The sequence below is a fragment of the Streptomyces sp. NPDC057249 genome (assembly GCF_042669245.1).
GTDB lineage: Bacteria > Actinomycetota > Actinomycetes > Streptomycetales > Streptomycetaceae > Streptomyces.
This window is the reverse complement of the sequence record NZ_JBHUXS010000004.1, coordinates 370,087-395,012: the sequence shown is the minus strand read 5'-3', so window position 1 is coordinate 395,012 and position 24,926 is coordinate 370,087. Positions and strand designations below refer to the sequence as shown.

The following is a 24,926-nucleotide window of genomic DNA, read 5'->3' as shown; positions in this document are numbered from 1 at the left end:
CGACATCACCGAGTTGATCAGCGGGGCGAAGGAGTGGGCGCCCGTCATCTACGCCCCGGAGGAACGTGGAGAGGAAGGCCGCCTCGCAGGGTTTCGCACGCCCCGACAGGTTCGAAGCAGCCCTCGCAAAGCTGAGGCAGGGGCCCCTTTTCCTGGCCGGCCGACCAGGAAAAGGCCGTCGTGCCGCGGCGCTCAACCTTTACGGGCGAGCTGCGGGGCTGATGCGCCGCTGCCGGCACTGGACGGCATCACCGAACTGGACCGCTGGAAGCCCGCCGACGCTTCGGCGCGGGGTACCCGATAGATGGGGTGTTCCCCTCCCTGCCTCTTCCCCGGTCATGCTGAGAAACCGGAGCCGCTCAAAAGGACCCATGCGTGCATGGTGATAGTCCTGCCCGACGACACGGCCCTGCTGCACTGCATCGAACCGGACCTCCACATCAGCGCCACCGTGTGCGCCCCGCCGCCCCCTGGTGTTCGGTAGTTGCTTCGAGGCGGTGGTGCAGGACCGGTGGGAGCGGGACCGACTGCTGTCTGCGCTCGCCGACCATTACGACCTGGGCGAACTTCTGGTGCCGGGGCTGGTACCCACAGAATCGGTGGAGCGGGTGACGGCCCTCGTCAAGGCCGACACGATCCGGAAGCTCTCGGCCACCTGGGGCTCCGGCTGAGCTACCAGGCCGAGCGGGAGATCTCGGAGTTCATCGAGAGCTTGTGCGACAAGCCGAAATCACTGGCCTTCCTGCTGACTGCTTCGGTCTACGAGGGGCTGGACCAGCAGATCGTCAGGAACGAGGCCGACCGGTCGGCGAAGCTGGCGGGGGACCGACTGACGGCGGTGCTGCCCGGCAAGACGTCTACGGGGCCACGAAAACGGACCGGCCCAACCGAAGTTCGTCTTCCGGCACTCCCCGACGGAACTGCTGAACGCCGCGCGCGCGGTCCGCCAGGACCGCAAGATCCGGGCGGAGGGAGCCTACTCGCACAGTGTGGAGGGTGTGGCGTTCATCGGACGTCGACAGGCCGAGGCCGTTTCCAGACATGCGCGGCGCGAGTACGGGCAGTTGTCAGGACTGCTCGTCGAGTGGTTGCGGAACGTAGCCAGCTCCAGCGGGTTCGCCGGACCGGCGGGCCGGGCCATGGAACGGATGGCGAGCTGGGGCGGCGGGCACAACGCCCTGGTGCGCCTCCGGGAACTCGCCCGGTCGGACCATGCGACCCGTCGGCTCATCGTGGCGAACGCGCTGGGCGTCGCGGCCGAGGACGTCGTGCTCGTCGCCGAGATTCGCCACCGACTGCATCGCTGGAGCACGGCGACCGACTTCCGTCTAACCAGTTGATGCGTGATAAGCCGGTGAGGCGTGGTGCTCCGTTGGGGGGGGTCGCTGCTTCAGGCTTGAGCGGTGCGGTCGGAGACGGGGCCGACAATGGCGCGGTAGGTGTCGGGTAGACGGTCGCGGTGGTGGGTCCAGCGCGTCAGTTGCTTTCTTCTGTCCGGTGTGAAACGACGTGCGGGACGTTGCTGCGCTGGGCGGAGGCGGGTAAGTGGAATGACGAACAGTTCCGGGCCGTCGAGAACCTTGTCGCGGCCAATCCATGCGCTCCGGTGCATTCCGATTGTTCGTGGAAATGGACCAGGCAGGTGCGAACGGCTGGCCCGGCCTCGTCACCGCCCGCGACGCGCTCCATCGGCGGCGGACCGGCGCGCACAGCGAGGCAGCATGAACGACGACACCACCGACCGCCGCTTTCACCGGCTGGACAGGCAGCCTTGGTGGGAGATCCCCGGCCACCGCTGGTGCGCGTCGAAGGACTGGGCGCTGGTGCTCAGGGACGAGACGGGGGAGTACTCCTTTCTCGGCCGGCAAGGGGACCCGGAGGGTTCGGTACCTATGCACCCCTGGTGGACGAGGCCCCCGCTCCTCACCTGAACGGAAAGTACAGCGACGTCTTCCGGGTGGACACGACGGAGCACGTGGACACGCGGGCGGTCGGCCTCCCAAGGTCCACGGTACGAACTCGGTCGGCCTGTGGGTCTCCTGGTGGGACCCCGACCCGTACGCATCGTCCGTGCGAGTGTCTGCACGGCTGGCACCTGGTACGGACCCATCTCGCCTCTGCTCTGAGTTACTTGGCGGATGCCCAGACCACCTCCGGCAACGGGCTGTGGGCGCTGTAGATCATGCGGCATCTCGGTCTGCCGCAGCGCCTGGAGGAAGATGGCCTGCGCTGCCGGGTGTTCGACGTGCGGCTCCGGGAGAACGGTGAGGAGCTGCTTCTCGGCGGGCGGGAAAGCGACGGGGTCCGTTACTCCTGGACGGCCAGCCGCCGGGGCATGACGAGTTCTGTCTCCAGGCCCTCCACACCGACCCGGTGCCGCTGGCGGCCCTGTGGTTGCTTCATCACCCCGCATAGGTGCGGCAGGTGCTGGACTGGGCGGTCGGTCGGTCGGTCACCAGGATCTGCTGAGTCCGCCGCGTTGCGACTGGCAGGAGGAGCTTTGGCCTTTTGCTGGGCACGTTGTCCGAACAGGAGCGCAAGGAGCTCTCCAGCCTGCCGCGAGACCGGATCGGGGCACTCGGGAGGTCGGCCCCCGGCAAGTACATCTGACTCTGGCGAACATATGCGAATATCGAATTTCTGAGCGGGTGTGTCGCCTTTCGGTGACACACCCGCTCTTCTTCTCCACGCCGTTCCATAAACCATTTCCGTGTGTGACTGGGGTTACTTGATTCCTGGTCCTCCGGAGCGGCTTCGGGGATGCACCTGCGGGAATCTCGACGTGTCCGAAAGGGAGGCGCCCGCCCGCACGGTTCCGGGCGCCCACGGAAGGAAAGGGCGACATGCAAGCAGAAGAACCCCAGGCCCCGGACAATGTCCTCGCGTTCCGCCGACGACGAGAGACCACAGGCCCGGCACACGAGGCCGAGGCAACACCGGACGCCGCTCCCCAGGCGGCGACCTCCCCCGCGACCGTGCTGAACGCCGAGCGCGGCATCATCAATACCGGCACCGTCCACGGCGGTCAGCACGTCACCACCGTCGGATTCTCCGACCACGCCGGCGGAGGAACCGATGGCGACAGCTGATCTCCCCAGCGAGACCGAGCCCGAGACTGAATTCGCCGAGTTCGCGATGGCTCTGGCGGGTCGGGGGCCGGCGATCTGGGCCCCCAACGGCGTCATCAACACCGGATTGCTGACAGGCGGCCAGCACCAGCGGCTCGCACCTTCGGCGGAGGGCGGCGCGGTCCCGAGGCCGATACGGCAAGGCCCCGTACGGGCGAAGCATGTGCAGACGGCGCGGCGGCGCTTCGTACCGCCGCCCGGCTTCGAGGAAGCCCTCGCGGTGCGCGAATCCGGCATCGTGGTACTCGTCGGCGAGGCCGGGACGGGGCGGGAAACACACGCACTCAACCTGCTCGCGCACGGCCACGAGGCCCCCGTCCTCGTCCAGGTCGACGGAACGGCCAACCTCTCCCGGTGGTCGCCGCGCGCCCAGGGCGTGGACGGATACCTGGTGACGGAGCCCGCGGATCCCTTCGCGCTCCGGCCGTGGGACCTGGCCCGCCTCGAAGGGCTCCTGACGGAGGCTGGCGCCCGCCTCGTCATCGTCCTCGTGGAGGCCCCCGGCCTAGTAGGCGCACTGGAGGACCACCTCGGCGTGCCGGTCGTGCGCCACCGGTCGCCGGACCCCCGAAAGGTCTTCACCACCCACCTCGCGGACGGCTGCCCCGACGAGGCGGTACGCGCCCGGTTACTGCGGGCCCTGGAACCCGGCAATCTAGAGGAGCTGTTGCCCGACGGCCTCCCGCCACGCCACGCCGTACAGGCCGCGGACACCCTGCGGCGCCTGGCGGCGGCGGGCGACCCGGCCTCGGGGGAGCTCATGCGCACCCTGGCCGGGGCCGAGGGCCCCGAGGTCCTGGCCCGGGCTCAGCGCGATCCCGCCCTGCTGGCTTGTCTGCTCTCCCTCTGCGTCTACGGAGGGCAGCACCGTGCCCTCGTGATGGAACGGGCGCAGGAACTGCTGCGGCTGGCAGGTCCGGACAGGATGCGGGGTCCCGGCTCCCACTGTCATCCGGGCGAGGACCTCCCGTCGAAGCCACCGGCCGAGGTCCTGCGGATCCTCGGAGCCCATCGCGTGAGCCGCGCCGATGACGAGGCCACCGACACGGTGTCCTTCTTTTGGCCCGCCGTGAGCAGGGCAGTGTGGGAGAGCCTGTGCCGGGATCGTGCGGACCTCGTGCCGGTGGTGCACGCCTGGCTCGCCGACCCCGGCCTGGAGGAGAACCAGATCGAGCAGGCCGGCCGGGCCGTCGCCGCTCTGGCGGAGGTCACGAGCGGCCAGTCCCTGCAACTGCTGCCCGCGCTGGCCTCCGCTCCAGTCCTTCCCGCCCCGCGGGTGGCTGCGCGATGCCTGGCGACACGCTTCCGGGACCGTGCGGTGGCACAGGCGGCGGCCGACCTGCTCGACCTGTGGAGCGTCACGCCCGAAGCCTCCTTGATGCACGCTGTGGCGTACGCCTGTGGGGAGCCCGAAGGTCCCGGGGACGAGCAGGCGTTGCGACTGCTGGAACAGCTCACGGAGACCCTGGGCGCCGGGCAGGACGATCTCTCCGTCTTCGAGGCTGCCAAGAGGGCACTCGTACGACGCTTCGACCGAGGCGACCACACCACCAGGATGACCGTCCTGCACCGGATGCGGGACTGGGCGCGGACCGATGCCACGGCCGGCCTGCTAACCGCCTGTGCCTTTCCCGTCCTGGCCCGCACCGACTTCTCGTGGTGGAGCGGACGGGCTCTGGCCCGCGCCGGGTCGGCGGCGGTCACCGTCCATCTCGTCGGACACTCCCTGAATGAGTCGGTCGCCTTCTCCAGCATGGGCGACACCCTGCTCACCTGGTGTGCCGGGGCGGCCGGCGCCAAGGGCCGGACCCGGGCGGTCGCCCGGCTCCTCGACGGGCTGGTGACCGCCCGGGAGCCGGGATCCCTCCGCTGGCTCCTAGCCGTGGAAAGAGGCCCAGACACGATGCCCGGCAAGGTACCCGCCGCCCGCGCGCTGAAGGCCTGGCGAGACAACACCCTGGCCCGACAGGCCGGTTGAACAGGAGGCGACCATGACTTTCTTCTCTCTCCCTGGCATCCTCACCACCGTCGAGCGCCGGTGGGCCGACAACGCCCCGACGCCCCCGCTACGTTTGCTCGACAGCACGGAACCGGCGGGCGTACCCCTTTCCCTGGAACGGGCCCGCGCATTGCTCTACGACCGCACCGCGTGCTCCCTGTCACGGGCTTTCCTGTGGCACCAGGTCGCGGAGCGCTTCCGGACCGGAGGTACCGACTGGCGGGAGGCGGTGGTGTGGCTGGGGCTCCCGGGGTTGCGCCGCAACGCGTCCCGGATCACCCGGTGCCGCCGTGCCGACCGCGAGGACGTCGAGGCGGAACTCGTCACCTGCTACCTCGAAGAGCTGACGAAGCTGGACCCGCAGGATCCGGATCCCGGGAGGACGGTGCTGCGGTCGGCCTGTTCCCGCGCCTGGGAGGTCTGGCGCGACACGCACCGCGAGAACACGGTGGAGGACGTGGAACGCGCGGGCGGTACTTCCTCCAGCGCGGGCAGCGACGACGTCTGGCGGGCTGACTACGACCCGGCCCCGCGCTGGTCAGGGCTCTCCGCAAGCCTGCGGATCTCCGTACCCGCGCACCGTGTCGAAGGCGTACGGATCGGCGCTCTCGCCAGCGCCTGGGGCGTGGCCGGTACGGCCACGAGCGTCGGGCACTCCGGCCGGGGCCGCCGGGTCGCCGCCCTCTCCCTGCGCCGGGTCGGGAGGAAGGGATGAGCGGCGGCCAAGAGACCCCCCTCACCTTCCGCGAGATCTTCGACCTGCCGGTGACCGTCAACCTGCGCACGGCGGCCCGGGCGTTCGGCATGTGCATGGACACCGCCTACCGGTTGGTCGCCCATGACGAGTTTCCCTGTCCCACTGTGCCCGTCGGCCGCCGCCACCGGGTGCGGACCGTGGAACTGCTGGCCGCACTGGGCATCGAGGAGCGTCCCATCTTCGCCGACGAGATCGCCGACGGCGTGGCACTCACGCTCTTCGACTGACCGTTTCCTGCCCTGCCGGACCACCACCGAAAGGTATCAATCATGCCCACCTGCCTCGTCATCGACGGGACCGCGACCACCACCTACTCCGCCGCCCCTTGCCTCCCGGAGGTGCGGCACCGGTCCACCGTCATCCACGAGGAGATCGTGCGCCCGGTGTGCGAACAACTCGGCCTCACCCTGCTGAGGGCGGGCAGCCTCTCCGAGGCCGGCCTGCCCCTGGACCAACTGCTACACCTGCTCACTGAGGCAGACGTCGTCGTCGCGGACCTCGGCGGTCTCGACCCGGAGCTGGCCTTCGCCTTCGGCGCGCGCCATGCGCTCGGCCGGCGCACCGTCCACATCACCCACGACGCCGAGTGCCGTCCCGCCGCCGGGATGGTGCTACGCCTGGCCTTCCCGTCCCACCCGGGCAGCACCGAGACTGCACGAAAGCAACTGCTGGACACGCTGGCGGCGAACCCGCTGCGGACGGACAGCCCGATCGAGACGGGCTCCGCGACCGGAGTGGAGAGCGGCCCCGACGAGAACCTCCCGGGCATGTTCGATCTGATTGTGGAGGCCGAGACCCAGCTGGAGGTACTCGCCGACGACATGGCCGACGTGGACGCGGCCATGTCGGACCTCACGGAGCTCATGATGCTCCTTGGGGAGGAAATGACCCAGGCCAACCACTCCGGGGCCCCGGCGAGCAAGAGGATGGCCGTGGTGAACCGTCTGGCCAAGGCCATCGAGGGACCGACCGGAGAACTGGAGGCTGCGGCGGACCGCTTCGTCGAACGTATGCGCACCTCCTACGCCGCTTTTCAGGCATTCCTGGACTGGCTGGCCACCACTCCTCCCGCCGAATGGCCGGAGGACGCCGAGGAAGCGCTGGAACAGATCGCCTTGATGGACTGGGGCGCCGAGATCGAATCGGCTTCCGTTCAGGAGGGCATGGCCATGATCAATATGCTCGGTGCCGCCAGTCGCCTTATGCGCCGCCCCGCACGCAGGATCACGTCGGCCTTCCGGAAAATGCTTCACAGCATCACCATGATGCAGGAACTGCACTCCAAGGCAGTGGAGTTGCGTCACTCCTGAACAGTGCCCCGGCGCGGCCCGGCCCCTGGGCTTAGGCACCATGAGCCGCAACGGGGAGGCGGAGAACTTGGCCTCCGCCTCCCCCCGCCCGGGCGGCCCCGCGCAGTAGACCGGATTCGCCCAGGTCGGCCGACTCCCCACCCCACTGGGGCGGCCAGACCCTCATGGCCGCCGTGACAGCCGAACTGTCCGCGCTTCCTTGAAGCATCGGAGGAGGGTGAATAGCGCGGCATCGCGGTGCCGGCCTCTCCTTGAGCAGTTCATCGGCCGGCTTCCTGTCCGAAATGCGAACAGTGGATTTGTCGTACCCGCACGACTTGCGGGACAAGTGGATTACCGTGACCACGACGATTGGCGTGTCCATCTACGAGGTGTCTCGCCGGCGAGGGCACCGCTCGATCAAGGTCACGGTGGACAAGTGCGGCCACCTCACCCAGAACGGCTGGGAACGCCGCCGTCAGGTCGATGCAGCCGTGGCACCGCACAGGTTCACAGGAGCCCGAACGACCGCAGCGCCCACCGCTGCGCCGGCGTCGGGTGGGCCGGCCAGTAGACGTAGCAGACCCCGCCGGTCCCGCTCCTGACCTTGCCGTTCGCGTCGTACCGCTTCGTCCGCAGCCAGATGGTCTCCCACTCGTGGCGCTTGTAGACGTGGCGGACCGCGTCGTCGTCCGGGGACGCGGGGTCGTTGGCGATGACGTCGCCGTCGGCGGTGAAGCCGATGACCGTCATCAGGTGGCCGGACGTGCCGTAGCCCGCGCCGGTCAGCTCCTCCTTGAGGAAGGACTGGGAGGTGATGACGGGGATGCCCGCGCGGACCAGGGTCTCCACGTCGTTCAGGGAGCCCAGGCGGGTCACCGCGGCGCTCATGTCGTCGTACGTGGCCGCGTAGGCGGCGTTGAACGGCCAGTTGCCGCAGCCCTCGTACTGGTAGTCGTACGTGAAGCGGGCGGCGTGGCAGACCGAGGGGTCCGGGAGGCCGGGCTCCACCCAGGCCAGGTCCTCGGCGGACGGTTCGCGGCCCCAGTACTCGATGATCATCTGCGAGGAGGTCGGGCTGCACCACGCCTCGCCGCCGTTGTCGTACTCCGGGTACTGGCCCGCGTGGACGTTCTGCGAGTAGCGCGGCACCGGCAGCTCGCGGACCAGGCCCGGGGTGCTCGCGGGCACCGTGAAGCGGTCGGGGATGTCCGAGGCCATCGCGCCCACCCGCCACACCGTCGGGGTGAGGCGGGTGCCCGGGGTGCGGTACAGGGTCAGCCGGAGGCGGTAGGAGAGCAGGCGCAGGCCGCTCGCCGCGTCGTCCACCGAGAAGGTGTCCGTCCAGACGGAGCTCTTGCCGTCGCCCTGGTCGTCCACCGAGGTGCGGCGGATGTCCGCGTCACCGGCGGCCCAGCGCCCCATCACGTACCAGGGGGTCTCGGTGCCGTCCGAGTAACGGCCGCACAGCTCGACCTGCGTCCAGGTGCCGGCCGGGGTGTCCGCGTTCCAGGAGGCGATCACCTCGGTGGCGGGGACGGAGGAGCGGTGGACGGGCGAGGTCCAGGTCGCGTACTCCCAGGCGGCGGTGGTGCCGGTGTGCGGGTCGGTGTAGTCCGTACGGCCCAGCGGGTGGGCGATGACCAGACCGGCGCGGCGGCCGGCGACCGCGCGGGTCCCGGCCGGGTCGCCGCACCGCCAGTCGGTGTACGTGGTCCAGGCGTGGTTGTCCACCGAGGGCGGCGCGGGCCGGCCGCGGCGCGGGGCGGCTGCCGCCGAGGCGGCGGACGACAGCGTTCCGGCACCGGCGGCCGCCACGACGGCGGCGGCGGCGAGCACGGTGCGGCGTGAAGTGGGACTGGGCATGGGCGAGACCCCCGGTCGTCGTCTGCGGAATGGGGCTGCGGTGCACGACAGTGCGCCAACTATCGCGGGTCGCGTCCCGGTTCGGCCAGCGATTCGACCTGCGCCGGTCGACCAATATTGGTCTCTACCACTGGCGTGACCTGCGGCTGGGCCGAACGGCCTACCCCGGCCGGCACCTAGGCTGGGCGCATGAACGATCTCGCGCTTCACGCCGCGCGGCTCTCCGCGCTCCCGCCCTCCTGCGGACCGGTGCGCCTGGTCGCCGTCGACGGCCACGCGGGATCGGGCAAGAGCACCTTCGCCGGCCGGCTCGCGGCGGCACTCGGCGGGGCACCCGTGCTGCACCTGGACGATCTGGCCACGCACGAGGAACCGTTCGCCTGGACGGACCGGCTCCGCGAGCAGGTGACGGGTCCGCTCTCGCGCGGCGAACCCGCGCGCTACGCCCCGTACGACTGGACGGCGCGGACCTTCGGGCCGGCCAGGACCCTGGAGCCCGCCCCCGTCGTCCTGATCGAGGGCGTCGGCGCCGGGCGGCGCGCCCTGCGACCGCTGCTGGCGCGGCTGTTGTGGATGGAGCTGGCCGCCGAGGACTCCTGGGCGCGCGGCCGGCGGCGCGACGGGCCGGCGCTGCGCTCCTTCTGGGACGGCTGGACGGCGGCCGAGACCGCGCACTTCTCGGCCGATCCGTCGCGCCCCTGGGCGGACGCTCTGGTACGGCAGTTGCCTGTGGGGTACGAGTGGCTGGAGGGACCCGTGCGGGAGCGGCGCTGAACCGTTCCGTCACCCGGCGTGACCGGCTCGCGCCGCCCTATCGCGCCGGCGGAAAACCGCTCGGAAGTACTTCAACTCCGCTTGACCCGGGGGCGGTACAGGTCTTACGTTCTCAATGTGCGGCTTTTCGGAGCCCCCGCAGACACGAAGCCCCCGGTTGTTCCCCCGTGACCGGGGGCTTCGTCCTGTGCCGTGCCGGCCTGCCCGGCCCTGCGCGCCGCCCTCTTCCTCACCCTGGGTCACGGCGTTCCTTCGGCCTGCGGCGCCCTTCGTCGGATACGCACCGCACAGGTACGATGCCTCTCGGTGCGGTCAATTCCCGTCCACGGCACAGCGATTCGGCGGGCCCGGAGCGGGCTTTCGGGCGGCGGGACATCCTGGGGGCACGTTTGTGGGGGACCTGATGGACTTCGGTACGCAGGGCGCGCAGGCCCCGGCCGACCTCGCCTGGCTGCGGGGCGTGGACGCCTACACGATGGGCGCGTATCCGCAGGCCGAGGAGGAGTTCCGGGCGGCGGTGGGCCAGGACCCGGGCATGGCGGACGCCTGGCTCGGCCTGCACGCGCTGCGCGTCGACACCGCGTCGGCGCTGTTGCACATGCACCGGCACCGCGACCGCTTCGGCGAGCAGCGCACCCGTTACCGGCGCACGCTCAACTCCTGGTACTGGCTGGGCTGGTGGGTGCAGCCGGTGCTCGAAACCCCGCGCGACCTGCTGCTGGCGCACGCCTCGCACTGGCTCGACGGCCGCCATGTCGCGGAGCTCGACCGGGCGCTGGCCGCCCTGCCGCCGGTGGAGACCGACCCCCAGGTCCGCTTCCTGCACGCCTGCCGTTCCTACCTGGTCAAGGACTGGGAGCAGCTCGTCCGCCACACCGAGCAGCTGATCGAGGACCCCTTGCTGGGCATCGAGGCGGGGCTGTTCGGCGGGATGGCCCGGGTGCGCCTGGAGATGTACGGGCAGGCGGAGCCGATGCTCGCGACGGCCCTGATGCGGTGCCGCAGCGAGCAGCCGCAGCGCAAGGAGCTCCGCTACTGGCTGGCCCGCGCCCACGAGGGCACCGGCCGCAGCGCCGCCGCCCTCCCCCTCTACCGCGCCGTGCACCGCATCGACCCCGCCTTCATGGACACCTCCGCCCGCCTCGCGGCCATCGCGGACTACGACGGGCTGGACGGCTCCGACGACCTGCCGGGGCTGGCGGCCGTGTCCCTGACCGGCGTGGAGGCGGACGCGTTCTACGCGGAGGGCGCCGCGGCGCCGGGTGCCGACCAGGGGGACGGCCGGGAGCTGCCGCCCGGCGGGGAACCGCAGGACGTGCCCGGCGCCGGGGGCGTCCCGCTGCCCGGCGGGGCGCGGGCGAAGGCCCCGGCGCCGCAGCCGTTCCCGGCCCGGCCCAGCGACCCCGCGCTGCTGGCCGAGGCGCTGGCCGAGCTGGAGCGGATGGTCGGTCTGGAGCCGGTGAAACGCCAGGTCAAGGCCCTTTCGGCGCAGCTCAACATGGCGCGGCTCCGGGCGGGCCAGGGGCTGCCCGTACAGCCGCCGAAGCGGCACTTCGTGTTCTCCGGGCCGTCCGGCACCGGCAAGACGACCGTCGCCCGCATCCTGGGCCGGGTCTTCTACGCGCTGGGCCTGCTCGGCGGCGATCACCTCGTGGAGGCGCAACGGGCGGATCTGGTCGGCGAGTTCCTGGGCCAGACCGCCGTGAAGGCGAACGAGCTGATCGATTCGGCGCTGGGCGGGGTGCTGTTCGTGGACGAGGCGTACAGCCTGTCCAACACCGGGTACAGCAAGGGCGACGCGTACGGCGACGAGGCGCTTCAGGTGCTGCTCAAGCGGGCGGAGGACAACCGGGACCACCTCGTCGTCATCCTGGCCGGCTATCCGGAGGGCATGGACCGGTTGCTGTCCACCAACCCCGGGCTCTCCTCGCGCTTCACCACCCGGGTGGACTTCCCCAGCTACCGCCCGCTGGAACTCACCGCGATCGGCGAGGTGCTGGCCGCCGAGAACGGCGACGTGTGGGACGAGGAGTCGCTGGAGGAGCTGCGCTCGATCAGCGGCCATGTGGTGGACCAGGGCTGGCTGGACGAGCTGGGGAACGGCCGCTTCCTGCGGACGCTGTACGAGAAGAGCTGCGCCTACCGCGATCTGCGGCTCTCCGGCTGCACGACGATGCCCACCCGGGACGACCTGGCCACGCTGCGGCTGCCGGACCTGATGCAGGCGTACGGCGAGGTCCTTTCCGGGCGCGGACCGGTGGGCCGGGGGCAGCAGGAGCCGCCGGCGCCGTGAGCCGCGCCCGTTCCGGCCGCCGGACTCCTCCGGCGGCCGGAACGGGTGTCAGCCCACCAGGGCCGTGGCCCCGTCCGGGTCCGTCGTCCGCTCCTCCGTGCGGCGCGGCTCCGCCACCCGGTGCGCCGGGTCGCGGACCTCGCCGACCAGCGTCTCCAGCACGTCCTCCATCGCGACCAGGCCGAGCACCCGGCCGGAGGCGTCCGCGACCTGGGCGAGGTGCGTGGCGGCGCGGCGCATCACGGTGAGGGCGTCGTCCAGCGGGAGCTCGGCCCGTACGGTGGCCATCGGGCGCCAGAGCTGCTGCGGCACCGCGCGCTCGCCGTCCTCCAGGTCCAGGACGTCCTTGACGTGCAGGTAGCCCATGAAGGGGCCGCCGCCCTCGGCGCAGACCGGGAAGCGCGAGAAGCCCGTGCGGACCGTCAGCTCCTCGATGCGGCGCGGGGTGACCGAGGGGTCCACGGTCACCAGGGACGCCCGGCGCAGCAGGACGTCGGTGACCGGGCGGCTGCCCAGCTCCAGGGCGTCCTCCAGGCGCTCCCGCGCCTCGGGTTCGATGAGACCGGCCTGCCCGGAGTCCTCCACGAGGCGGTTGAGCTGCTCGCTGGTGAAGACGGCCTCCACCTCGTCCTTCGGTTCGACGCCGAAGAGACGGAGCACCAGCCGGGCACAGGCCCCGAGCGCCGCGGTGACCGGACGGCAGAGCCGGGCGAAGCCGACGAGGCCCGGGCTCAGCCAGAGCGCCGTCTTCTCGGGCGCCGCCATCGCCAGGTTCTTCGGGACCATCTCGCCGATCACGAGGTGGAGGAAGACGACGAGGACGAGCGCGAGCACGTAACCGAGCGGGTGGATCAGCCCCTCGGGCAGGTGCACGGCGGCGAACACCGGCTCCAGGAGGTGGGCGACGGTGGGTTCGGCGACGGCGCCCAGGGTCAGGGAGCAGATGGTGATGCCGAACTGGGCCGCCGCCATCATCTGGGGGAGGTTCTCCAGGCCGTACAGGACCTGGCGGGCGCGGCCGGAACCGGCGGCGGCGAGGGGTTCGACCTGGCTGCGGCGTACGGAGACGAGGGAGAACTCGGCGCCGACGAAGAAGCCGTTGGCGAGGACCAGGAGTCCGGCGAAGACCAGTTGGACGAGGCTCATCGCGCCGCCTCCAGGACCGCCGGCTCCGCGGCGTCCGCACCGGCTGCACCGGCCGTCCGGACGAAGCGGACCTTCTCGGCCCGGTAGTGGCCGACCTGGCGGACCGCGATCCGCCAGCCGGGGAGCTCGGCCCGGTCACCGGGGGCGGGGATGCGGCCGAGCAGGTCGGCGACGAGCCCGGCGACCGTCTCGTACGGGCCGTCGGGTACGTCGAGTCCTATGCGGCGCAGGGTGAGGACCCGGCAGCTGCCCTCGGCGTCCCAGGCGGGGCTGCCGTCCTCGGGCGGGGCGGGGGCCAGTTCGGGGCGGTCGGCGCCCTCGGCGTCGTGCTCGTCGCGGACCTCGCCGACCAGCTCCTCGATGATGTCCTCCAGGGTGACGACCCCGGCGGTGCCGCCGTACTCGTCCACCACGACGGCGATCGGCTGCTCCTTGCGCAGCCGCTGGAGGAGCTGCTCGACGGGCAGCGTCTCGGGCACCAGGAGCGGCGGCACGGCGATCCGGCCGGCCGTGGTCCGCAGCCGTTCGGGAGCCGGGACGGCCAGGGCGTCCTTGAGGTGGATCATGCCGACGACCTCGTCGATGCGTTCCCGGTAGACGGGGAAGCGGGACAGGCCGGTGGCGCGGGTGAGGTTGAGGACGTCCTCGGCGGTGGCGGAGGTCTGGAGGGCGCTGACCTTCACGCGCGGCGTCATGACGTGCTGGGCGGTGAGCCCGGCGAGCGACAGGGTCCGTACGAAGAGGTCGGCGGTGTCCTGTTCGAGGGTGCCCGCCTCGGCGGAGTGCCGGGCGAGGGAGACCAGCTCGCCGGGGGTGCGGGCGGAGGCCAGCTCCTCGGTGGGCTCGACGCCGAGGAGGCGTACGAGCCGGTTGGCCGCGGTGTTCAGGGCGCCGATGACCGGCCGGAAGAGCCGGGTGAACCGGGCCTGCGGTCCGGCGACGAACCGGGCGACCGTGAGCGGGCGGGAGACCGCCCAGTTCTTCGGGACGAGTTCGCCGATGACCATCTGGACGGCCGCCGCGAGCAGCATGCCGGTCACCACGCTGATGGTGGGCACGGCGCCGTCGGGCAGCCCGGTCAGGGCGAGGGGTCCGTCCAGCAGCTGGGCGAGCGCCGGTTCGGCGAGCATGCCGACCACCAGGGAGGTGATGGTGATGCCGAGCTGGGTGCCGGAGAGCTGGAAGGAGAGCTCGCGCAGGGCGTCGGTGACCGAGCGGGCCCGCCGGTCACCTTCGGCGGCGGCGCGCTCGGCGTCCGCGCGTTCCACGGTGACGAGACCGAATTCGGCCGCCACGAAGAATCCGTTGGCGAGGATGAGAAGGAATGCCGCGCAGAGCAGCAACAGGGGGGTTGTCATGCCGCCGCCTCCACGGAGGGGGCGGCGCAGGTACTACCGGACGATCCGTCCATTGCTGGAGGGAGTCACTCCTCGGGTCGCAGGAAAATCCCCGCCGGCCGCGTGGGCCTTCGGGCGGGGCGGGGCGCGCACGGGGCGCCGCCGCCCTCCAGAGTAATCAACAAGGGGTCGTACGGGGCAGGGGGCCGTGCCCGACGAGCCGCCCGCTAGGCGTTGTCGGTGCCGGTGCCCCTGCTCTCGGCGAGGGCGCGCAGGGCCCTGACGTCCTGGATGGCCCGCTGCTTGGCGATGCCGGGCTGGATGCCGAGGGCGGGCATGCTGGTGCCGTCGCTGAGGTCGAGGAAGACCCACGGGTCGCCCACCCGCAGGTTGACACGGACGATCTCGGCCCAGGAGAGGCGGCGGCTGCGCGTGAGGTTGACCACCGTCACGCCGTCCTCGTCCGCGACGATCTTGGGGCGGCTGAGCAGCGCCAGGACGCCGAAGAAGAGCAGCGCGGTGAAGACGAAGCTGACCCGCTCTCCCCCGCTGAGCTGTTCGAGGGTGAAGGCGACGACGGTGATGACGGCGAACATCATCGCGCCGACGGTCAGCAGAACCACCCGGGTGCGGGTCGGCCGGAAGGTGACCGGCAGGGCCGGCGGGCCGGGCCGGGGTGCGGGGGCTGACATCGTGCTCTTCTTCCGTTTCCCGCCGTCAGAGCCGGCAGGCGTGGATCGCGGTGGTGAGGATGGCGCGGGCCCCGAGGTCGTACAGGTCGTCCATGATCCGCTGCGCCTCGGCGGCGGCGACCATCGAGCGGACGGCGACCCAGCCCTCGTGGTGCAGCGGGGAGATGGTCGGCGACTCCAGGCCCGGGGTGAGGGCGACGGCGCGCTCCAGGTGCTCGACGCGGCAGTCGTAGTCCATCATCACGTAGCTGCGGGCCACCAGGACGCCCTGGAGGCGGCGCAGGAACTGCTGCACCTTGGGCTCGTCGCCGGGGGCGCCGGTACGCCGGATGACGACCGCCTCGGAGGTCATGATGGGCTCGCCGATGACTTCGAGGCCGGCGTTGCGCAGGCTGGTGCCGGTTTCGACGACGTCCGCGATGACCTGGGCGACGCCCAGTTCGATGGCGGTCTCGACGGCGCCGTCGAGGTGGACGACGGAGGCGTCGACGCCGGACTCGGCGAGGTGCCTGGCGACGATGCCCTCGTAGGAGGTGGCGATCGTCAGGCCGCCGAAGTCCTCGGGTCCGGCGACGGTCCCGGGCTTGGTGGCGTAACGGAAGGTGGAGCGGGCGAAGCCGAGCTGGAGGATCTCCTCGGCCTCGGCGCCGGAGTCCAGCAGCAGGTCGCGGCCGGTGATGCCGATGTCGAGACGGCCCGAGCTGACGTAGATCGCGATGTCGCGGGGGCGCAGGTAGAAGAACTCGACCTCGTTGGCGGGGTCCACCAGGACGAGTTCCTTCGACTCCTTGCGCTGCTTGTAGCCCGCCTCATGGAGCATCGCCATCGCAGGCCCGGAGATAGCACCCTTGTTGGGGACGGCGATGCGCAGCATGAGGTCGGGTTTCCTTTGCGAAGGGTGAGGCGGGATGACGTACGGGAGAGTGCGGGGCCTGGCTCAGAGGTGGGCGTATACGTCGTCCAGGGAGATCCCGCGCGCGACCATCATCACCTGGACGTGGTACAGCAGCTGCGAGATCTCCTCGGCGGCGGCGTCCTTGCTCTCGTGCTCGGCGGCCATCCAGACTTCGGCGGCCTCCTCGACGACCTTCTTGCCGATGGCATGGACCCCCTTCTCCACCAGTTCGGCGGTGCGGGAGGTGGACGGGTCGCCGTTGGCGGCCTTGAGCTGCAGCTCGGCGAAGAGCTCTTCGAAGGTTTTGTTCGCCATGATGTGCTCAGAATACGGGGTGCCCGGCCCGCACTCAGCGCCAGGGTTCGCTGACCGAGCGCAGCGTGGCGGCGGTGGCGATCGCGGCGGTGACCGCTTCGTGCCCCTTGTCCTCGTTGGACCCTTCGAGACCGGCGCGGTCGAGCGCCTGCTCCTCGTTGTCGCACGTGAGTACGCCGAAGCCGACCGGGACGCCGGTCTCGACGGCGACCTGCGTCAGGCCGTTGGTGACGCCGTGGGACACGTATTCGAAGTGCGGGGTGCCGCCGCGGATGATCACGCCGAGGGCGACGATCGCGTCGTACCCGCGCCCGGCCAGCACCTTCGCGACGACGGGGAGCTCGAAGCTGCCCGGGACCCGCAGCAGGGTCGGCTCGTCGATGCCCAGCTCGTGCAGGGCGCGCAGCGCGCCGTCGACGAGCCCGTCCATGACCTTCTCGTGCCACTGCGCGGCGACGACCGCCACACGGAGGTCACCGCAGTTGCGTACGGACAGTTCGGGTGCGCCCTTGCCGCTCATGTCTCTCCTGGGTTCTCTGTACGGGTGTGCTACTGGTTGCCGCAGGCCGAGGCGGGGACCGCGTCGAGCCAGGGCAGGTCGTGTCCCATGCGGTCGCGCTTGGTGCGCAGGTACCGCAGGTTGTGCTCGCCGGCCTGGACGGGCATCGGCTCCCGCCCGGTGACGGTCAGGCCGTGCCGGGTGAGCGCGGCGGTCTTGTCCGGGTTGTTCGTCATCAGGCGCAGGCTCCGCACGCCGAGGTCGCCGAGGATCTGGGCGCCCGCCGCGTAGTCCCGGGCGTCGGCGGGCAGGCCGAGCTCCAGGTTGGCGTCGAGCGTGTCGACGCCGCGCTCCTGGAGCTCGTACGCGCGGAGCTTGGAGAGCAGGCCGATGCCCCGGCCCTCGTGGCCGCGCAGATAGACGACGACACCGCGTCCCTCGTCCGTGATGCGCTCCATGGAGGCGTGCAGCTGGGGCCCGCAGTCGCAGCGCTCGGACGCGAAGATGTCGCCGGTCAGGCACTCGGAGTGGACCCGCACCAGGACGTCGTCGCCGTTCCCGAGGTCGCCGTGGACCAGCGCGACGTGCTCGACGCCGTCCACCGTGGAGCGGTAGCCGTACGCGGTGAAGGCGCCGAAGCGGGTGGGGAGCCGGACCTCGGCCTCGCGGCGGACGGTGGGCTCGTTGCTGCGCCGGTACGCGATCAGGTCCTCGATGGAGATGATCGTGAGGCCGTGCTTGCGGGCGAACGGCACCAGCTGGGGCAGCCGCAGCATGACGCCGTCCTCGCCGGCGATCTCGACGATCGCCCCGGCGGGCCGGAGTCCGGCGAGCCGGGCGAGGTCGACGGCGGCCTCGGTGTGGCCGTTGCGCACGAGGACCCCGCCGGAGCGGGCGCGCAGCGGGAAGACGTGGCCGGGGCGCACGAAGTCGCCGGGGCCCGCCGTACCGCCCGCGAGCAGGCGGAGCGTGGTGGCGCGGTCGGCGGCGGAGATGCCGGTGGAGACGCCGTGGGCGGCCGTGGCGTCGACGGAGACGGTGAAGGCGGTCTGCATCGACTCGGTGTTGCGGTCCACCATCTGGGGCAGTTCGAGCCGTTCCAGCTCGTCGCTCTCCATGGGTGCGCAGATCAGGCCGCGGCACTCGCTCATCATGAACGCGACGATCTCGGGTGTGGCCTTCTCGGCGGCGATGACGAGGTCGCCCTCGTTCTCGCGGTCCTCGTCGTCCACGACCACGACGGGCCGTCCCGCCGCGATGTCGCGGACGGCCTGCTCGACGGGGTCGAGGGCCAGGTCCTCGACGGACCCGTGGTGTTCCCGGTGCAACCAGGTGGGCTGGGCAGTCATGCCGTGGCTCCTTCCAGAGCGGGTGTCCGCGTACGCAGCCACCAGTCGCGCATGCCCCACAGGACCAGGGCGCCGTAGACGACGTAGATGAGACCGGAGAAGGCGAGTCCGCTGTGGAAGTTCAGCGGGACGCCGACGAGGTCGACCAGGAGCCAGGCGAACCAGAACTCGACCATGCCGCGCGCCTGGGCGAGCATCGCGACCAGCGTGCCGGCGAAGATGTAGGCGTCCGCCCACGGGCTCCAGGAGAGCGAGGGGAAGGCGGTGAACAGGCCGCCGACCGCGAGGGTGCCGAGGGCCGCCCCGCCGACCAGGTAGCCGCGTTCGCGCCAGGTGGCGAACCGGACCGCTATGGAGCCGTCCTGGGCCTGCTGCCTGCCCCGGGTCCACTGCTGCCAGCCCCAGACGGCGACCGCGATGACGATGACCTGCTTGCCGACGCTGCCCGCCTGCTGGACGGAGACGTTGGCGGCGACCAGCACGGCGCCGGACAGGAGCTGGGCGGGCCAGGTCCAGATCGAGCGCAGCCAGCCGAGCGCGAGGGCGATCAGGCCGACGGTGTTGCCGATCATGTCGGACCAGATGATGTGCTGGTCGAGGACGGTGAACGCCTCGGAGTTCAGCCAGTCGAGGGCGCTCACTTCGTGTCCTCCGGCGCGTGGTCGCCGAGCAGCCGCTCGACGTACTTCGCGATGACGTCCACCTCGAGGTTGACCGGGTCGCCGGGCCCCTTGATGCCGAGCGTGGTCAGCGCGAGGGTGGTGGGGATGAGGCTGATGGTGAAGTAGTCGGGTCCGGCGTCCACCACGGTCAGGCTGACGCCGTCGACGGTGATCGAGCCCTTCTCCACCACGTACCGGGTGAGGGCTGCCGGGAGCGAGATCTTGACGATCTCCCAGTTCTCGGAGGGGCGGCGCTCCAGGATGCGGCCGGTGCCGTCGACGTGGCCCTGGACGATGTGGCCGCCGAGGCGTCCGCCGAGCGCCATGGGCCGTTCGAGGTTGACGCGGGAGCCGGTCGTCAGGGCGCCGAGGCTGGAGCGGTTCAGCGTCTCGGCCATGACGTCGGCGGTGAACTCGTGCTCGCCGAGGTCCACGACGGTCAGGCAGACGCCGTTCACGGCGATCGAGTCGCCGTGCTTGGCGCCCTCGGTGACGACGGGTCCGCGCAGGCGGAAGCGGGAGGCGTCGTCCAGTTGCTCGACGGCGGTGACCTCGCCCAGTTCTTCGACGATTCCGGTGAACATTCAGTTCTCCTTCCGGACGGGGCCGGGGACGGCGGTGACGCGCAGATCGGGGCCGATGCGGACGGTCTCCGTCACGTCGAGGCGCAACGCCTCGGTCAGCGTGGAGATTCCGGCGTCGGCGAGGGCGGCGGGGCCCGCGCCGATGAGGACGGGAGCGAGATAGCCGACGACCTTGTCGACGAGTCCCGCGGCGACGAAGGCGCCGGCCAGGACCGGGCCGCCTTCGAGGAGTACGGAGCGCACGTCGCGCTCGTGGAGGGCGGCGAGCAGGGCGGCCGGGTCGAGGCCGGGCCGGCCGGCCGCGCGGGGCAGCCGCAGGACCACCTCGTCGGGCAGGTGGCCGGTGTCCGCGTCCTCGGCGACCGCGATCAGGGTGGGCGCGGTGGCGTCGAGGACCCGGGCGCCGGGCCGTACGGCGGTGGCGCCGGTGTCCATGACGACGCGCAGGGGCTGGACGGCGCCGTCGATGCCGCGCACCCCGAGCTGGGGATCGTCGGCGCGGGCGGTGCCGGAGCCGACGAGGACCGCGTCGGCCTCGGCGCGCAGCCGGTGCACGTCGGCGCGGGACTCCGCGGAGCTGATCCAGCGGCTGGTGCCGTCGGCGGCGGCGACCCGGCCGTCCAGGCTCGCCGCGTACTTCCAGGTGACGTGCGGGCGGCCCCGGCGGACGGAGGTGAGCCAGGCGGCGTTGCCCGCCTCGGCCTCGTCGGCGAGGAGGCCCGCCTCGGCCCGGACTCCGGCGGCGCGCAGCGTTTCGGCGCCGCCGGTGGCCTGCGGGTTCGGGTCGCCGACCGCGTACACGACCCGGGCGATGCCGGCCTCGACGAGCGCCTGGGCGCAGGGGCCGGTGCGGCCGGTGTGGTTGCACGGTTCCAGGGTGACGTAGGCGGTCCCGCCCCGGGCCCGGTCGCCGGCCGCGCGCAGGGCGTGGATCTCGGCGTGGGGGCCGCCGGCGCGCTGGTGGAAGCCCTCGCCCGCGGTCTCGCCGGCGGCGTCGACGACGACGCATCCGACGACCGGGTTGGGGCTGGTGGAGCCGAGGCCGCGGGCGGCGAGCGTGATGGCTCGGCGCATGGCGGTCGTGTCGGCTGCGGTGTCCACCGGGTCCTCCTGCCTCTTCGGGCACGGACTCCGGGGCCTGTCGATGACGACAGAAGAAGCGGAACGCACGAGGGGGACGCCGGATGCCGGAAAACACGGAGGGTCCGGTGGTCCGGAACCTCCGCCGACGGCGGCGTACCCGCGAAACGGCCCGCCGCGCACTGCCTCCCATCCGGACTTTAACCGTCGGTCCAGGAATTTCACCTGGTCAACCGGCCGCTGGATGCGGACGGGTCGCGGACTGTAACCGCCGGTTCGGAATTGCACCGACCCCGGAGTGCGCTGCTGCTGGTACACGATCAGTGTGCCACGACCCGGCGGGGGCCAACCGGGTGAACGCTGTGGAGTGGCTCACAGACAGCACGTGACAAGAACTCTTTCGGACATCCGTACAGGAATGAACCCCGATTGGTCCAGACCTATTGACGCACTGGTCTAGTCCTCTTAATCTCTGCGTCACCTCCGAGGAGCGGTTCCGCGGTGTGCGCACGCCCGGGACCAGGCACGACCCACCCCCCTCTGTTCAGTTGTGTTCTGCCGACCTCCCCAGGAGGAACCGAACGTGCTGTCCCCCACCCGTGCGAGAGCGTCGCTCCTCGCCGCCGCCGCGGGCATCGCCGCACTGCTGATCGGCTCGCTCTCCGCGACCCCCTCGCAAGCCGCCGACCAGGAGTCCTGCCGCCCCGACGGGCTCTACGAGACGCCGGGCGTCTCCGTCCCCTACTGCTCCGTGTACGACTCCGAGGGCCGCGAGAAGATGGGCGCCGACCACCCGCGGCGCGTCATCGGCTACTTCACCAACTGGCGGACCGGCAAGGACGGCAAGCCCGCCTACCTGGCCTCCGACATCCCCTGGGACAAGGTCACCCACCTCAATTACGCCTTCGCCCACGTCGACGGAGCCAACAAGCTCTCGGTCGGCGCGGATGGGCCGGAAAACGCCTCCACCGGCATGACCTGGCCGGGCGTCAAGGGTGCCGAGATGGACCCGAACCTCCCCTACCAGGGCCACTTCAACCTGCTCAACAAGTTCAAGAAGCAGTACCCGAACGTGAAGACGATGGTCTCGGTCGGCGGCTGGGCCGAGACCGGCGGGTACTTCGGCGACGACGGCGAGCGGGTCGGCTCGGGCGGCTTCTACGCGATGGCCACCAACGCCGACGGCTCCGTCAACCAGGGCGGGATCGACACCTTCGCGGACTCGGCGGTCGACTTCGTCCGGAAGTACGGCTTCAACGGCGTCGACATCGACTACGAGTACCCGACCACCATGAAGGACGCGGGCAACCCGCTGGACTGGACGCTGTCCAACGCCCGCCGCGCCGGTCTGGTCAAGGGCTACGCCGCGCTGATGAAGACCCTGCGGGAGAAGCTGGACCGGGCCTCGGCCGCCGACGGCCACCACTACCTGCTCAGCGTCGCCGCGCCCTCCTCGGGCTATCTGCTGCGCGGCATGGAGACGTTCCAGGTCCAGAAGTACCTGGACTACGTCAACATCATGTCGTACGACCTGCACGGCGCCTGGAACGAGTACGTCGGCCCCAACGCCGCGCTCTACGACGACGGCAAGGACGCGGAACTCGCCCAGGCGAGCGTCTACTCCACCTCGCAGTACGGCGGCACCGGCTACCTCAACACGGACTGGGCCTACCACTACTTCCGCGGTTCGATGCCGTCGGGCCGCATCAACATCGGCCTGCCGTACTACACCCGCGGCTTCAAGAACGTGCAGGGCGGCACCAACGGCCTGTGGGGCAAGGCCGCTTCGACCGACTGCCCGGCCGGTGCGGGGCTGACCAAGTGCGGTGACGGTGCCGTCGGCATCGACAACCTCTGGCACGACCTGGACACCGACGGCGAGGAGTCGCCGGCCGGCTCCAACCCGATGTGGCACGCCAAGAACCTGGAGAAGGGCATCGTCGGCGACTACGTCACGGACTACGGGTTCCCCGCGGACACGAAGCTGACCGGCAGCTACGTCCGCAACTACGACTCGACGCTGGTCGCGCCGTGGCTGTGGAACGCCGAGAAGAAGGTCTTCCTGTCGACCGAGGACGAGCAGTCCGTGCGGGCCAAGGCGGACTACGTGGCCGACAAGGGCATCGGCGGCACGATGATCTGGGAGCTGGCCGGCGACTACGGCTGGAACGCGGCCAAGGGGCAGTACGAGCCCGGCTCCACGCTCACCTCGACCATGTACGACACCTTCAAGAAGGCCGCGCCGTACGGGGCGAAGCGCTCCACGATCGACCTGCCGACGCAGGCGCTGGACATCGACGTCTCCTTCGGCCAGTTCCCGCTGGGCGACTCCAACTACCCGATCAGCCCCAAGCTGACGATCACCAACCACACGAAGGCGACGCTGCCGGGCGGTACGGAGTTCCAGTTCGACTACTCCACCTCGGCGCCCGCCAACGCCAAGGACCAGTCGGGCTTCGGCACCACGATCGTGCGCAGTGACCACACCGCCGCGAACAACATCGGCGGACTGAAGGGCGACTACAACCGCGTCTCGCTGAAGCTGCCGTCCTGGCAGAGCCTGGCGCCCGGCGCGTCGGTCCAGGTCGACTTCGTGTACTACCTGCCGACGTCCACGCCGTCCAACTGGACGGTGACCTTCGGCGGCACGTCCTACGCGCTGGCGGCGGACCTGGCCCGGGGCACGACCCTGGTCGAGCCGGGCACGGGCTCGACCCCGGCGCCCGACCCGTCCGGCTCCACCGGCCCGAGCCCCGACCCGTCGGGCGGCACGTGCACGGCCGCGGCGTGGAGCGCGGGCGAGGCGTACGGAGCCGGTACCACGGTGAGCCAGGACGGCCACCAGTGGAAGGCGAAGTGGTGGACGAAGGGCGAGAAGCCCGGCTCCACCGGTGAGTGGGGCGTCTGGCAGGACCTGGGCGCCTGCTGAACCCTGCCTCGTGAGCCCGTCCGGCGTACCGGTTCCGCCCTCACACGCCGGACGGGCTCGACTGCGGCGCGAACAGCACGTCCTGCGCCGCATCCCGCGCCGCGAGCAGCGCCCCCCGGCGGACCGCCGTGCCGCCCAGCAGCCCCGCCCGGACCTCCGTCCGCAGCGGGGACATCGCCTCCAGCCGCTCCGAGACCCTGGCGGCCAACGCCTCACCCCCCGCGTGCCCCACCTCCCCGGAGAGCAGGACCAGCCCCGGGTCGAGGACCGAGGCCACCGCGGCGGCGCCCAGCGCGACCCGGTCGGCCAGGGCGCCGAGGAAGCCCTCGCTGTCGCCCTCCCCCGCGAGCGCCGCCCGGACGGCCGCCGCCGCGCCGGGCTCCTGGCCCTCCTCCGTCACGGTGATCCCGTACCGCGCGGCCAGTTCGCAGAGGGGCGCCGAGCCGACCAGTGAGTGGAAGCCCCCGTCGCAGTTGACGGCCGAGGGCGTGCCGGCCGTGCCGGGGACCGGCAGGAAGCCGAGTTCGCCCGCGCCGCCCGAGGCCCCCCGGCGCACCGTGCCGTCGAGCACGACCGCCGCTCCCACCCCGTGGCCCAGCCAGAGCAGAACGAACGTGTCGTGGTCGCGGGCGGCGCCGACGCGGTGCTCGGCGACGGCGGCGAGGTTGGTCTCGTTCTCGACCAGCACCGTCGCCGGCAGCCGCTCCTGGAGCGCCCGGACCAGGCTGCGGTGCCAGGACGGCAGCCCGCTGCTGTCCCGCAACTCCCCCGTGACGGGGTCGATCAGCCCGGGCGCGCCGATGCCGACGCTGTGCAGGGGGGCCGTGCCCGCGCTGTGGGCGGTGGAGGCCAGCAGCGCCGCCGCCTGCTCGACGGCGTCCTCGGCGGCGGTCTCGCTGCCGATGGGCAGGACCGCCTCGGCCAGCGTCACGCCCAGCAGATCGGCGACGACGACGGCGACACTGTCGGTGCGCACGTCGAGGCCGGCCAGCAGCGCGCGGTCGGCGACGATGCCGTAGAGCCGGGCGTTGGGGCCGCGGCGGTCGGCCCCGGTCTCGCCGACGACGTGGATCAGACCCGCGCCCTGGAGGCGTTCCACGAGGTCCGCGACGGTGGGCCGGGAGAGCCCGGTCAGGGTCTTCAACTGCGTGGCCGTCAGAGGGCCGTCCTGCTGGAGGAGCCGCAGGGCGAGCCGGTCGTTGATGGCCCGGGCGGTGCTCGGTGATGCGGGCATGCCGGAATCCTTCCAGATGACCGCCGAACCGGAGACGTGCGGGCGGTCTATTTATCAGGCAGGGTTCCTGATAGTTTAGCGCCCGCATCGTGGAACAT

The 24,926-nt window shown here is 71.4% G+C and carries 22 protein-coding genes, 1 pseudogene and 1 riboswitch; of the genes and pseudogenes, 11 read left to right on the top strand and 12 right to left on the bottom strand.

The annotated features are described in order from the left end of the window. Positions 1 to 497 precede the first annotated feature (497 nt). The 8 genes from ACFUJY_RS10525 (at position 498) to ACFUJY_RS10490 (ending at position 7,194) form a co-directional block, all read left to right on the top strand. Complete coding sequence (locus ACFUJY_RS10525) at positions 498 to 671, top strand: hypothetical protein (protein WP_383297348.1); 174 nt, start codon at positions 498 to 500, stop codon at positions 669 to 671. 327 nt (positions 672 to 998) lie between these two features. After that, positions 999 to 1,340 (top strand): hypothetical protein, encoded by a 342-nt coding sequence (locus ACFUJY_RS10520; RefSeq protein ID WP_383297346.1) that lies wholly within the window; start codon positions 999 to 1,001, stop codon positions 1,338 to 1,340. Between the two features lie 381 nt (positions 1,341 to 1,721). Then, complete coding sequence (locus ACFUJY_RS10515) at positions 1,722 to 1,931, top strand: hypothetical protein (RefSeq protein ID WP_383297344.1); 210 nt, start codon at positions 1,722 to 1,724, stop codon at positions 1,929 to 1,931. Between the two features lie 912 nt (positions 1,932 to 2,843). Further along, on the top strand, positions 2,844 to 3,089 hold the full coding sequence (locus ACFUJY_RS10510) for a hypothetical protein (protein WP_383297341.1): 246 nt from the start codon (positions 2,844 to 2,846) through the stop codon (positions 3,087 to 3,089). Continuing rightward, a complete protein-coding gene (locus ACFUJY_RS10505) occupies positions 3,076 to 5,106 on the top strand; it encodes a hypothetical protein (RefSeq protein ID WP_383297338.1) in 2,031 nt (676 codons plus the stop codon). The genes ACFUJY_RS10510 and ACFUJY_RS10505 overlap by 14 nt, the downstream gene beginning before the upstream one ends. A gap of 13 nt (positions 5,107 to 5,119) precedes the next feature. Next, positions 5,120 to 5,842, top strand: a complete 723-nt coding sequence (locus ACFUJY_RS10500) for a hypothetical protein (protein ID WP_383297335.1) — start codon at positions 5,120 to 5,122, stop codon at positions 5,840 to 5,842. Beyond that, positions 5,839 to 6,111, top strand: coding sequence for a DNA-binding protein (locus ACFUJY_RS10495; RefSeq protein WP_383297332.1), 273 nt, complete (start codon positions 5,839 to 5,841; stop codon positions 6,109 to 6,111). Before ACFUJY_RS10500 ends, ACFUJY_RS10495 begins: the two co-directional genes overlap by 4 nt. A 42-nt stretch (positions 6,112 to 6,153) precedes the next feature. Beyond that, on the top strand, positions 6,154 to 7,194 hold the full coding sequence (locus ACFUJY_RS10490; RefSeq protein WP_383297329.1) for a hypothetical protein: 1,041 nt from the start codon (positions 6,154 to 6,156) through the stop codon (positions 7,192 to 7,194). 489 nt (positions 7,195 to 7,683) lie between these two features. Here ACFUJY_RS10490 and ACFUJY_RS10485 read toward each other — a convergent pair whose 3' ends face one another. Next, the gene (locus ACFUJY_RS10485) at positions 7,684 to 9,039 is read right to left on the bottom strand and encodes a peptidase C39 family protein (RefSeq protein ID WP_383297326.1); all 1,356 of its coding nucleotides are present in this window, start codon (positions 9,037 to 9,039) and stop codon (positions 7,684 to 7,686) included. Positions 9,040 to 9,228: 189 nt separating this feature from the next. On the opposite strand from ACFUJY_RS10485, the pseudogene ACFUJY_RS10480 reads away from it, so the two are divergent. Next, positions 9,229 to 9,854 (top strand): annotated as a pseudogene (locus tag ACFUJY_RS10480) (uridine kinase); the annotation flags it as partial. A gap of 362 nt (positions 9,855 to 10,216) precedes the next feature. Then, a complete protein-coding gene (locus tag ACFUJY_RS10475; protein WP_383297324.1) occupies positions 10,217 to 12,106 on the top strand; it encodes an AAA family ATPase in 1,890 nt (629 codons plus the stop codon). A gap of 48 nt (positions 12,107 to 12,154) precedes the next feature. Here the strand turns inward: ACFUJY_RS10475 and ACFUJY_RS10470 are convergent, their stop codons facing one another. The 10 genes from ACFUJY_RS10470 to ribD form a co-directional block, all read right to left on the bottom strand. Beyond that, positions 12,155 to 13,252, bottom strand: a complete 1,098-nt coding sequence (locus ACFUJY_RS10470; RefSeq protein ID WP_383297321.1) for a hemolysin family protein — start codon at positions 13,250 to 13,252, stop codon at positions 12,155 to 12,157. Beyond that, positions 13,249 to 14,610 (bottom strand): hemolysin family protein, encoded by a 1,362-nt coding sequence (locus tag ACFUJY_RS10465; protein WP_383297318.1) that lies wholly within the window; start codon positions 14,608 to 14,610, stop codon positions 13,249 to 13,251. Before ACFUJY_RS10465 ends, ACFUJY_RS10470 begins: the two co-directional genes overlap by 4 nt. A 206-nt stretch (positions 14,611 to 14,816) precedes the next feature. Continuing rightward, positions 14,817 to 15,281: a PH domain-containing protein gene (locus tag ACFUJY_RS10460; RefSeq protein WP_383297316.1), complete on the bottom strand. Its 465-nt coding sequence runs from the start codon at positions 15,279 to 15,281 to the stop codon at positions 14,817 to 14,819. A 25-nt stretch (positions 15,282 to 15,306) separates the two neighbouring features. After that, a complete protein-coding gene (gene hisG / locus ACFUJY_RS10455; protein WP_383297313.1) occupies positions 15,307 to 16,155 on the bottom strand; it encodes an ATP phosphoribosyltransferase in 849 nt (282 codons plus the stop codon). 63 nt (positions 16,156 to 16,218) lie between these two features. Continuing rightward, a complete protein-coding gene (locus tag ACFUJY_RS10450) occupies positions 16,219 to 16,491 on the bottom strand; it encodes a phosphoribosyl-ATP diphosphatase (protein WP_018103937.1) in 273 nt (90 codons plus the stop codon). A gap of 34 nt (positions 16,492 to 16,525) precedes the next feature. After that, positions 16,526 to 17,011, bottom strand: a complete 486-nt coding sequence (ribH, locus tag ACFUJY_RS10445; RefSeq protein ID WP_383297310.1) for a 6,7-dimethyl-8-ribityllumazine synthase — start codon at positions 17,009 to 17,011, stop codon at positions 16,526 to 16,528. A gap of 29 nt (positions 17,012 to 17,040) precedes the next feature. Then, positions 17,041 to 18,339 (bottom strand): bifunctional 3,4-dihydroxy-2-butanone-4-phosphate synthase/GTP cyclohydrolase II, encoded by a 1,299-nt coding sequence (locus tag ACFUJY_RS10440; RefSeq protein WP_383297307.1) that lies wholly within the window; start codon positions 18,337 to 18,339, stop codon positions 17,041 to 17,043. Further along, entirely contained in the window at positions 18,336 to 18,980 is a 645-nt protein-coding gene (locus ACFUJY_RS10435; RefSeq protein WP_383297305.1) for a nicotinamide riboside transporter PnuC, read from the bottom strand. The genes ACFUJY_RS10440 and ACFUJY_RS10435 overlap by 4 nt, the downstream gene beginning before the upstream one ends. Further along, complete coding sequence (locus ACFUJY_RS10430; protein WP_383297302.1) at positions 18,977 to 19,585, bottom strand: riboflavin synthase; 609 nt, start codon at positions 19,583 to 19,585, stop codon at positions 18,977 to 18,979. Before ACFUJY_RS10430 ends, ACFUJY_RS10435 begins: the two co-directional genes overlap by 4 nt. Next, the gene (gene ribD, locus ACFUJY_RS10425; RefSeq protein ID WP_383297299.1) at positions 19,586 to 20,686 is read right to left on the bottom strand and encodes a bifunctional diaminohydroxyphosphoribosylaminopyrimidine deaminase/5-amino-6-(5-phosphoribosylamino)uracil reductase RibD; all 1,101 of its coding nucleotides are present in this window, start codon (positions 20,684 to 20,686) and stop codon (positions 19,586 to 19,588) included. Between the two features lie 154 nt (positions 20,687 to 20,840). Next, positions 20,841 to 20,971, bottom strand: a riboswitch (FMN riboswitch). Between the two features lie 277 nt (positions 20,972 to 21,248). On the opposite strand from ribD, the gene ACFUJY_RS10420 reads away from it, so the two are divergent. Beyond that, positions 21,249 to 23,594 (top strand): chitinase C-terminal domain-containing protein, encoded by a 2,346-nt coding sequence (locus ACFUJY_RS10420; RefSeq protein WP_383297297.1) that lies wholly within the window; start codon positions 21,249 to 21,251, stop codon positions 23,592 to 23,594. 40 nt (positions 23,595 to 23,634) lie between these two features. Here ACFUJY_RS10420 and ACFUJY_RS10415 read toward each other — a convergent pair whose 3' ends face one another. Beyond that, positions 23,635 to 24,828 carry an ROK family transcriptional regulator gene (locus tag ACFUJY_RS10415; RefSeq protein ID WP_383297294.1) on the bottom strand — a complete coding sequence of 398 codons (1,194 nt, stop codon included), beginning with the start codon at positions 24,826 to 24,828 and terminating at the stop codon, positions 23,635 to 23,637. Positions 24,829 to 24,926: the final 98 nt, after the last annotated feature.

What these genes read in the sequence shown, in the direction of transcription:
- ACFUJY_RS10515 (WP_383297344.1), top strand. Translation starts at nt 1,722, where the DNA reads ATGAACGACGACACCACCGACCGCCGCTTTCACCGGCTGGACAGGCAG.
- ACFUJY_RS10510 (WP_383297341.1), top strand. Translation starts at nt 2,844, where the DNA reads ATGCAAGCAGAAGAACCCCAGGCCCCGGACAATGTCCTCGCGTTCCGC.
- ACFUJY_RS10505 (WP_383297338.1), top strand. Translation starts at nt 3,076, where the DNA reads ATGGCGACAGCTGATCTCCCCAGCGAGACCGAGCCCGAGACTGAATTC.
- ACFUJY_RS10500 (WP_383297335.1), top strand. Translation starts at nt 5,120, where the DNA reads ATGACTTTCTTCTCTCTCCCTGGCATCCTCACCACCGTCGAGCGCCGG.
- ACFUJY_RS10495 (WP_383297332.1), top strand. Translation starts at nt 5,839, where the DNA reads ATGAGCGGCGGCCAAGAGACCCCCCTCACCTTCCGCGAGATCTTCGAC.
- ACFUJY_RS10490 (WP_383297329.1), top strand. Translation starts at nt 6,154, where the DNA reads ATGCCCACCTGCCTCGTCATCGACGGGACCGCGACCACCACCTACTCC.
- ACFUJY_RS10485 (WP_383297326.1), bottom strand. Translation starts at nt 9,039, where the DNA reads ATGCCCAGTCCCACTTCACGCCGCACCGTGCTCGCCGCCGCCGCCGTC.
- ACFUJY_RS10475 (WP_383297324.1), top strand. Translation starts at nt 10,217, where the DNA reads ATGGACTTCGGTACGCAGGGCGCGCAGGCCCCGGCCGACCTCGCCTGG.
- ACFUJY_RS10470 (WP_383297321.1), bottom strand. Translation starts at nt 13,252, where the DNA reads ATGAGCCTCGTCCAACTGGTCTTCGCCGGACTCCTGGTCCTCGCCAAC.
- ACFUJY_RS10465 (WP_383297318.1), bottom strand. Translation starts at nt 14,610, where the DNA reads ATGACAACCCCCCTGTTGCTGCTCTGCGCGGCATTCCTTCTCATCCTC.
- ACFUJY_RS10460 (WP_383297316.1), bottom strand. Translation starts at nt 15,281, where the DNA reads ATGTCAGCCCCCGCACCCCGGCCCGGCCCGCCGGCCCTGCCGGTCACC.
- hisG (WP_383297313.1), bottom strand. Translation starts at nt 16,155, where the DNA reads ATGCTGCGCATCGCCGTCCCCAACAAGGGTGCTATCTCCGGGCCTGCG.
- ACFUJY_RS10450 (WP_018103937.1), bottom strand. Translation starts at nt 16,491, where the DNA reads ATGGCGAACAAAACCTTCGAAGAGCTCTTCGCCGAGCTGCAGCTCAAG.
- ribH (WP_383297310.1), bottom strand. Translation starts at nt 17,011, where the DNA reads ATGAGCGGCAAGGGCGCACCCGAACTGTCCGTACGCAACTGCGGTGAC.
- ACFUJY_RS10440 (WP_383297307.1), bottom strand. Translation starts at nt 18,339, where the DNA reads ATGACTGCCCAGCCCACCTGGTTGCACCGGGAACACCACGGGTCCGTC.
- ACFUJY_RS10430 (WP_383297302.1), bottom strand. Translation starts at nt 19,585, where the DNA reads ATGTTCACCGGAATCGTCGAAGAACTGGGCGAGGTCACCGCCGTCGAG.
- ACFUJY_RS10415 (WP_383297294.1), bottom strand. Translation starts at nt 24,828, where the DNA reads ATGCCCGCATCACCGAGCACCGCCCGGGCCATCAACGACCGGCTCGCC.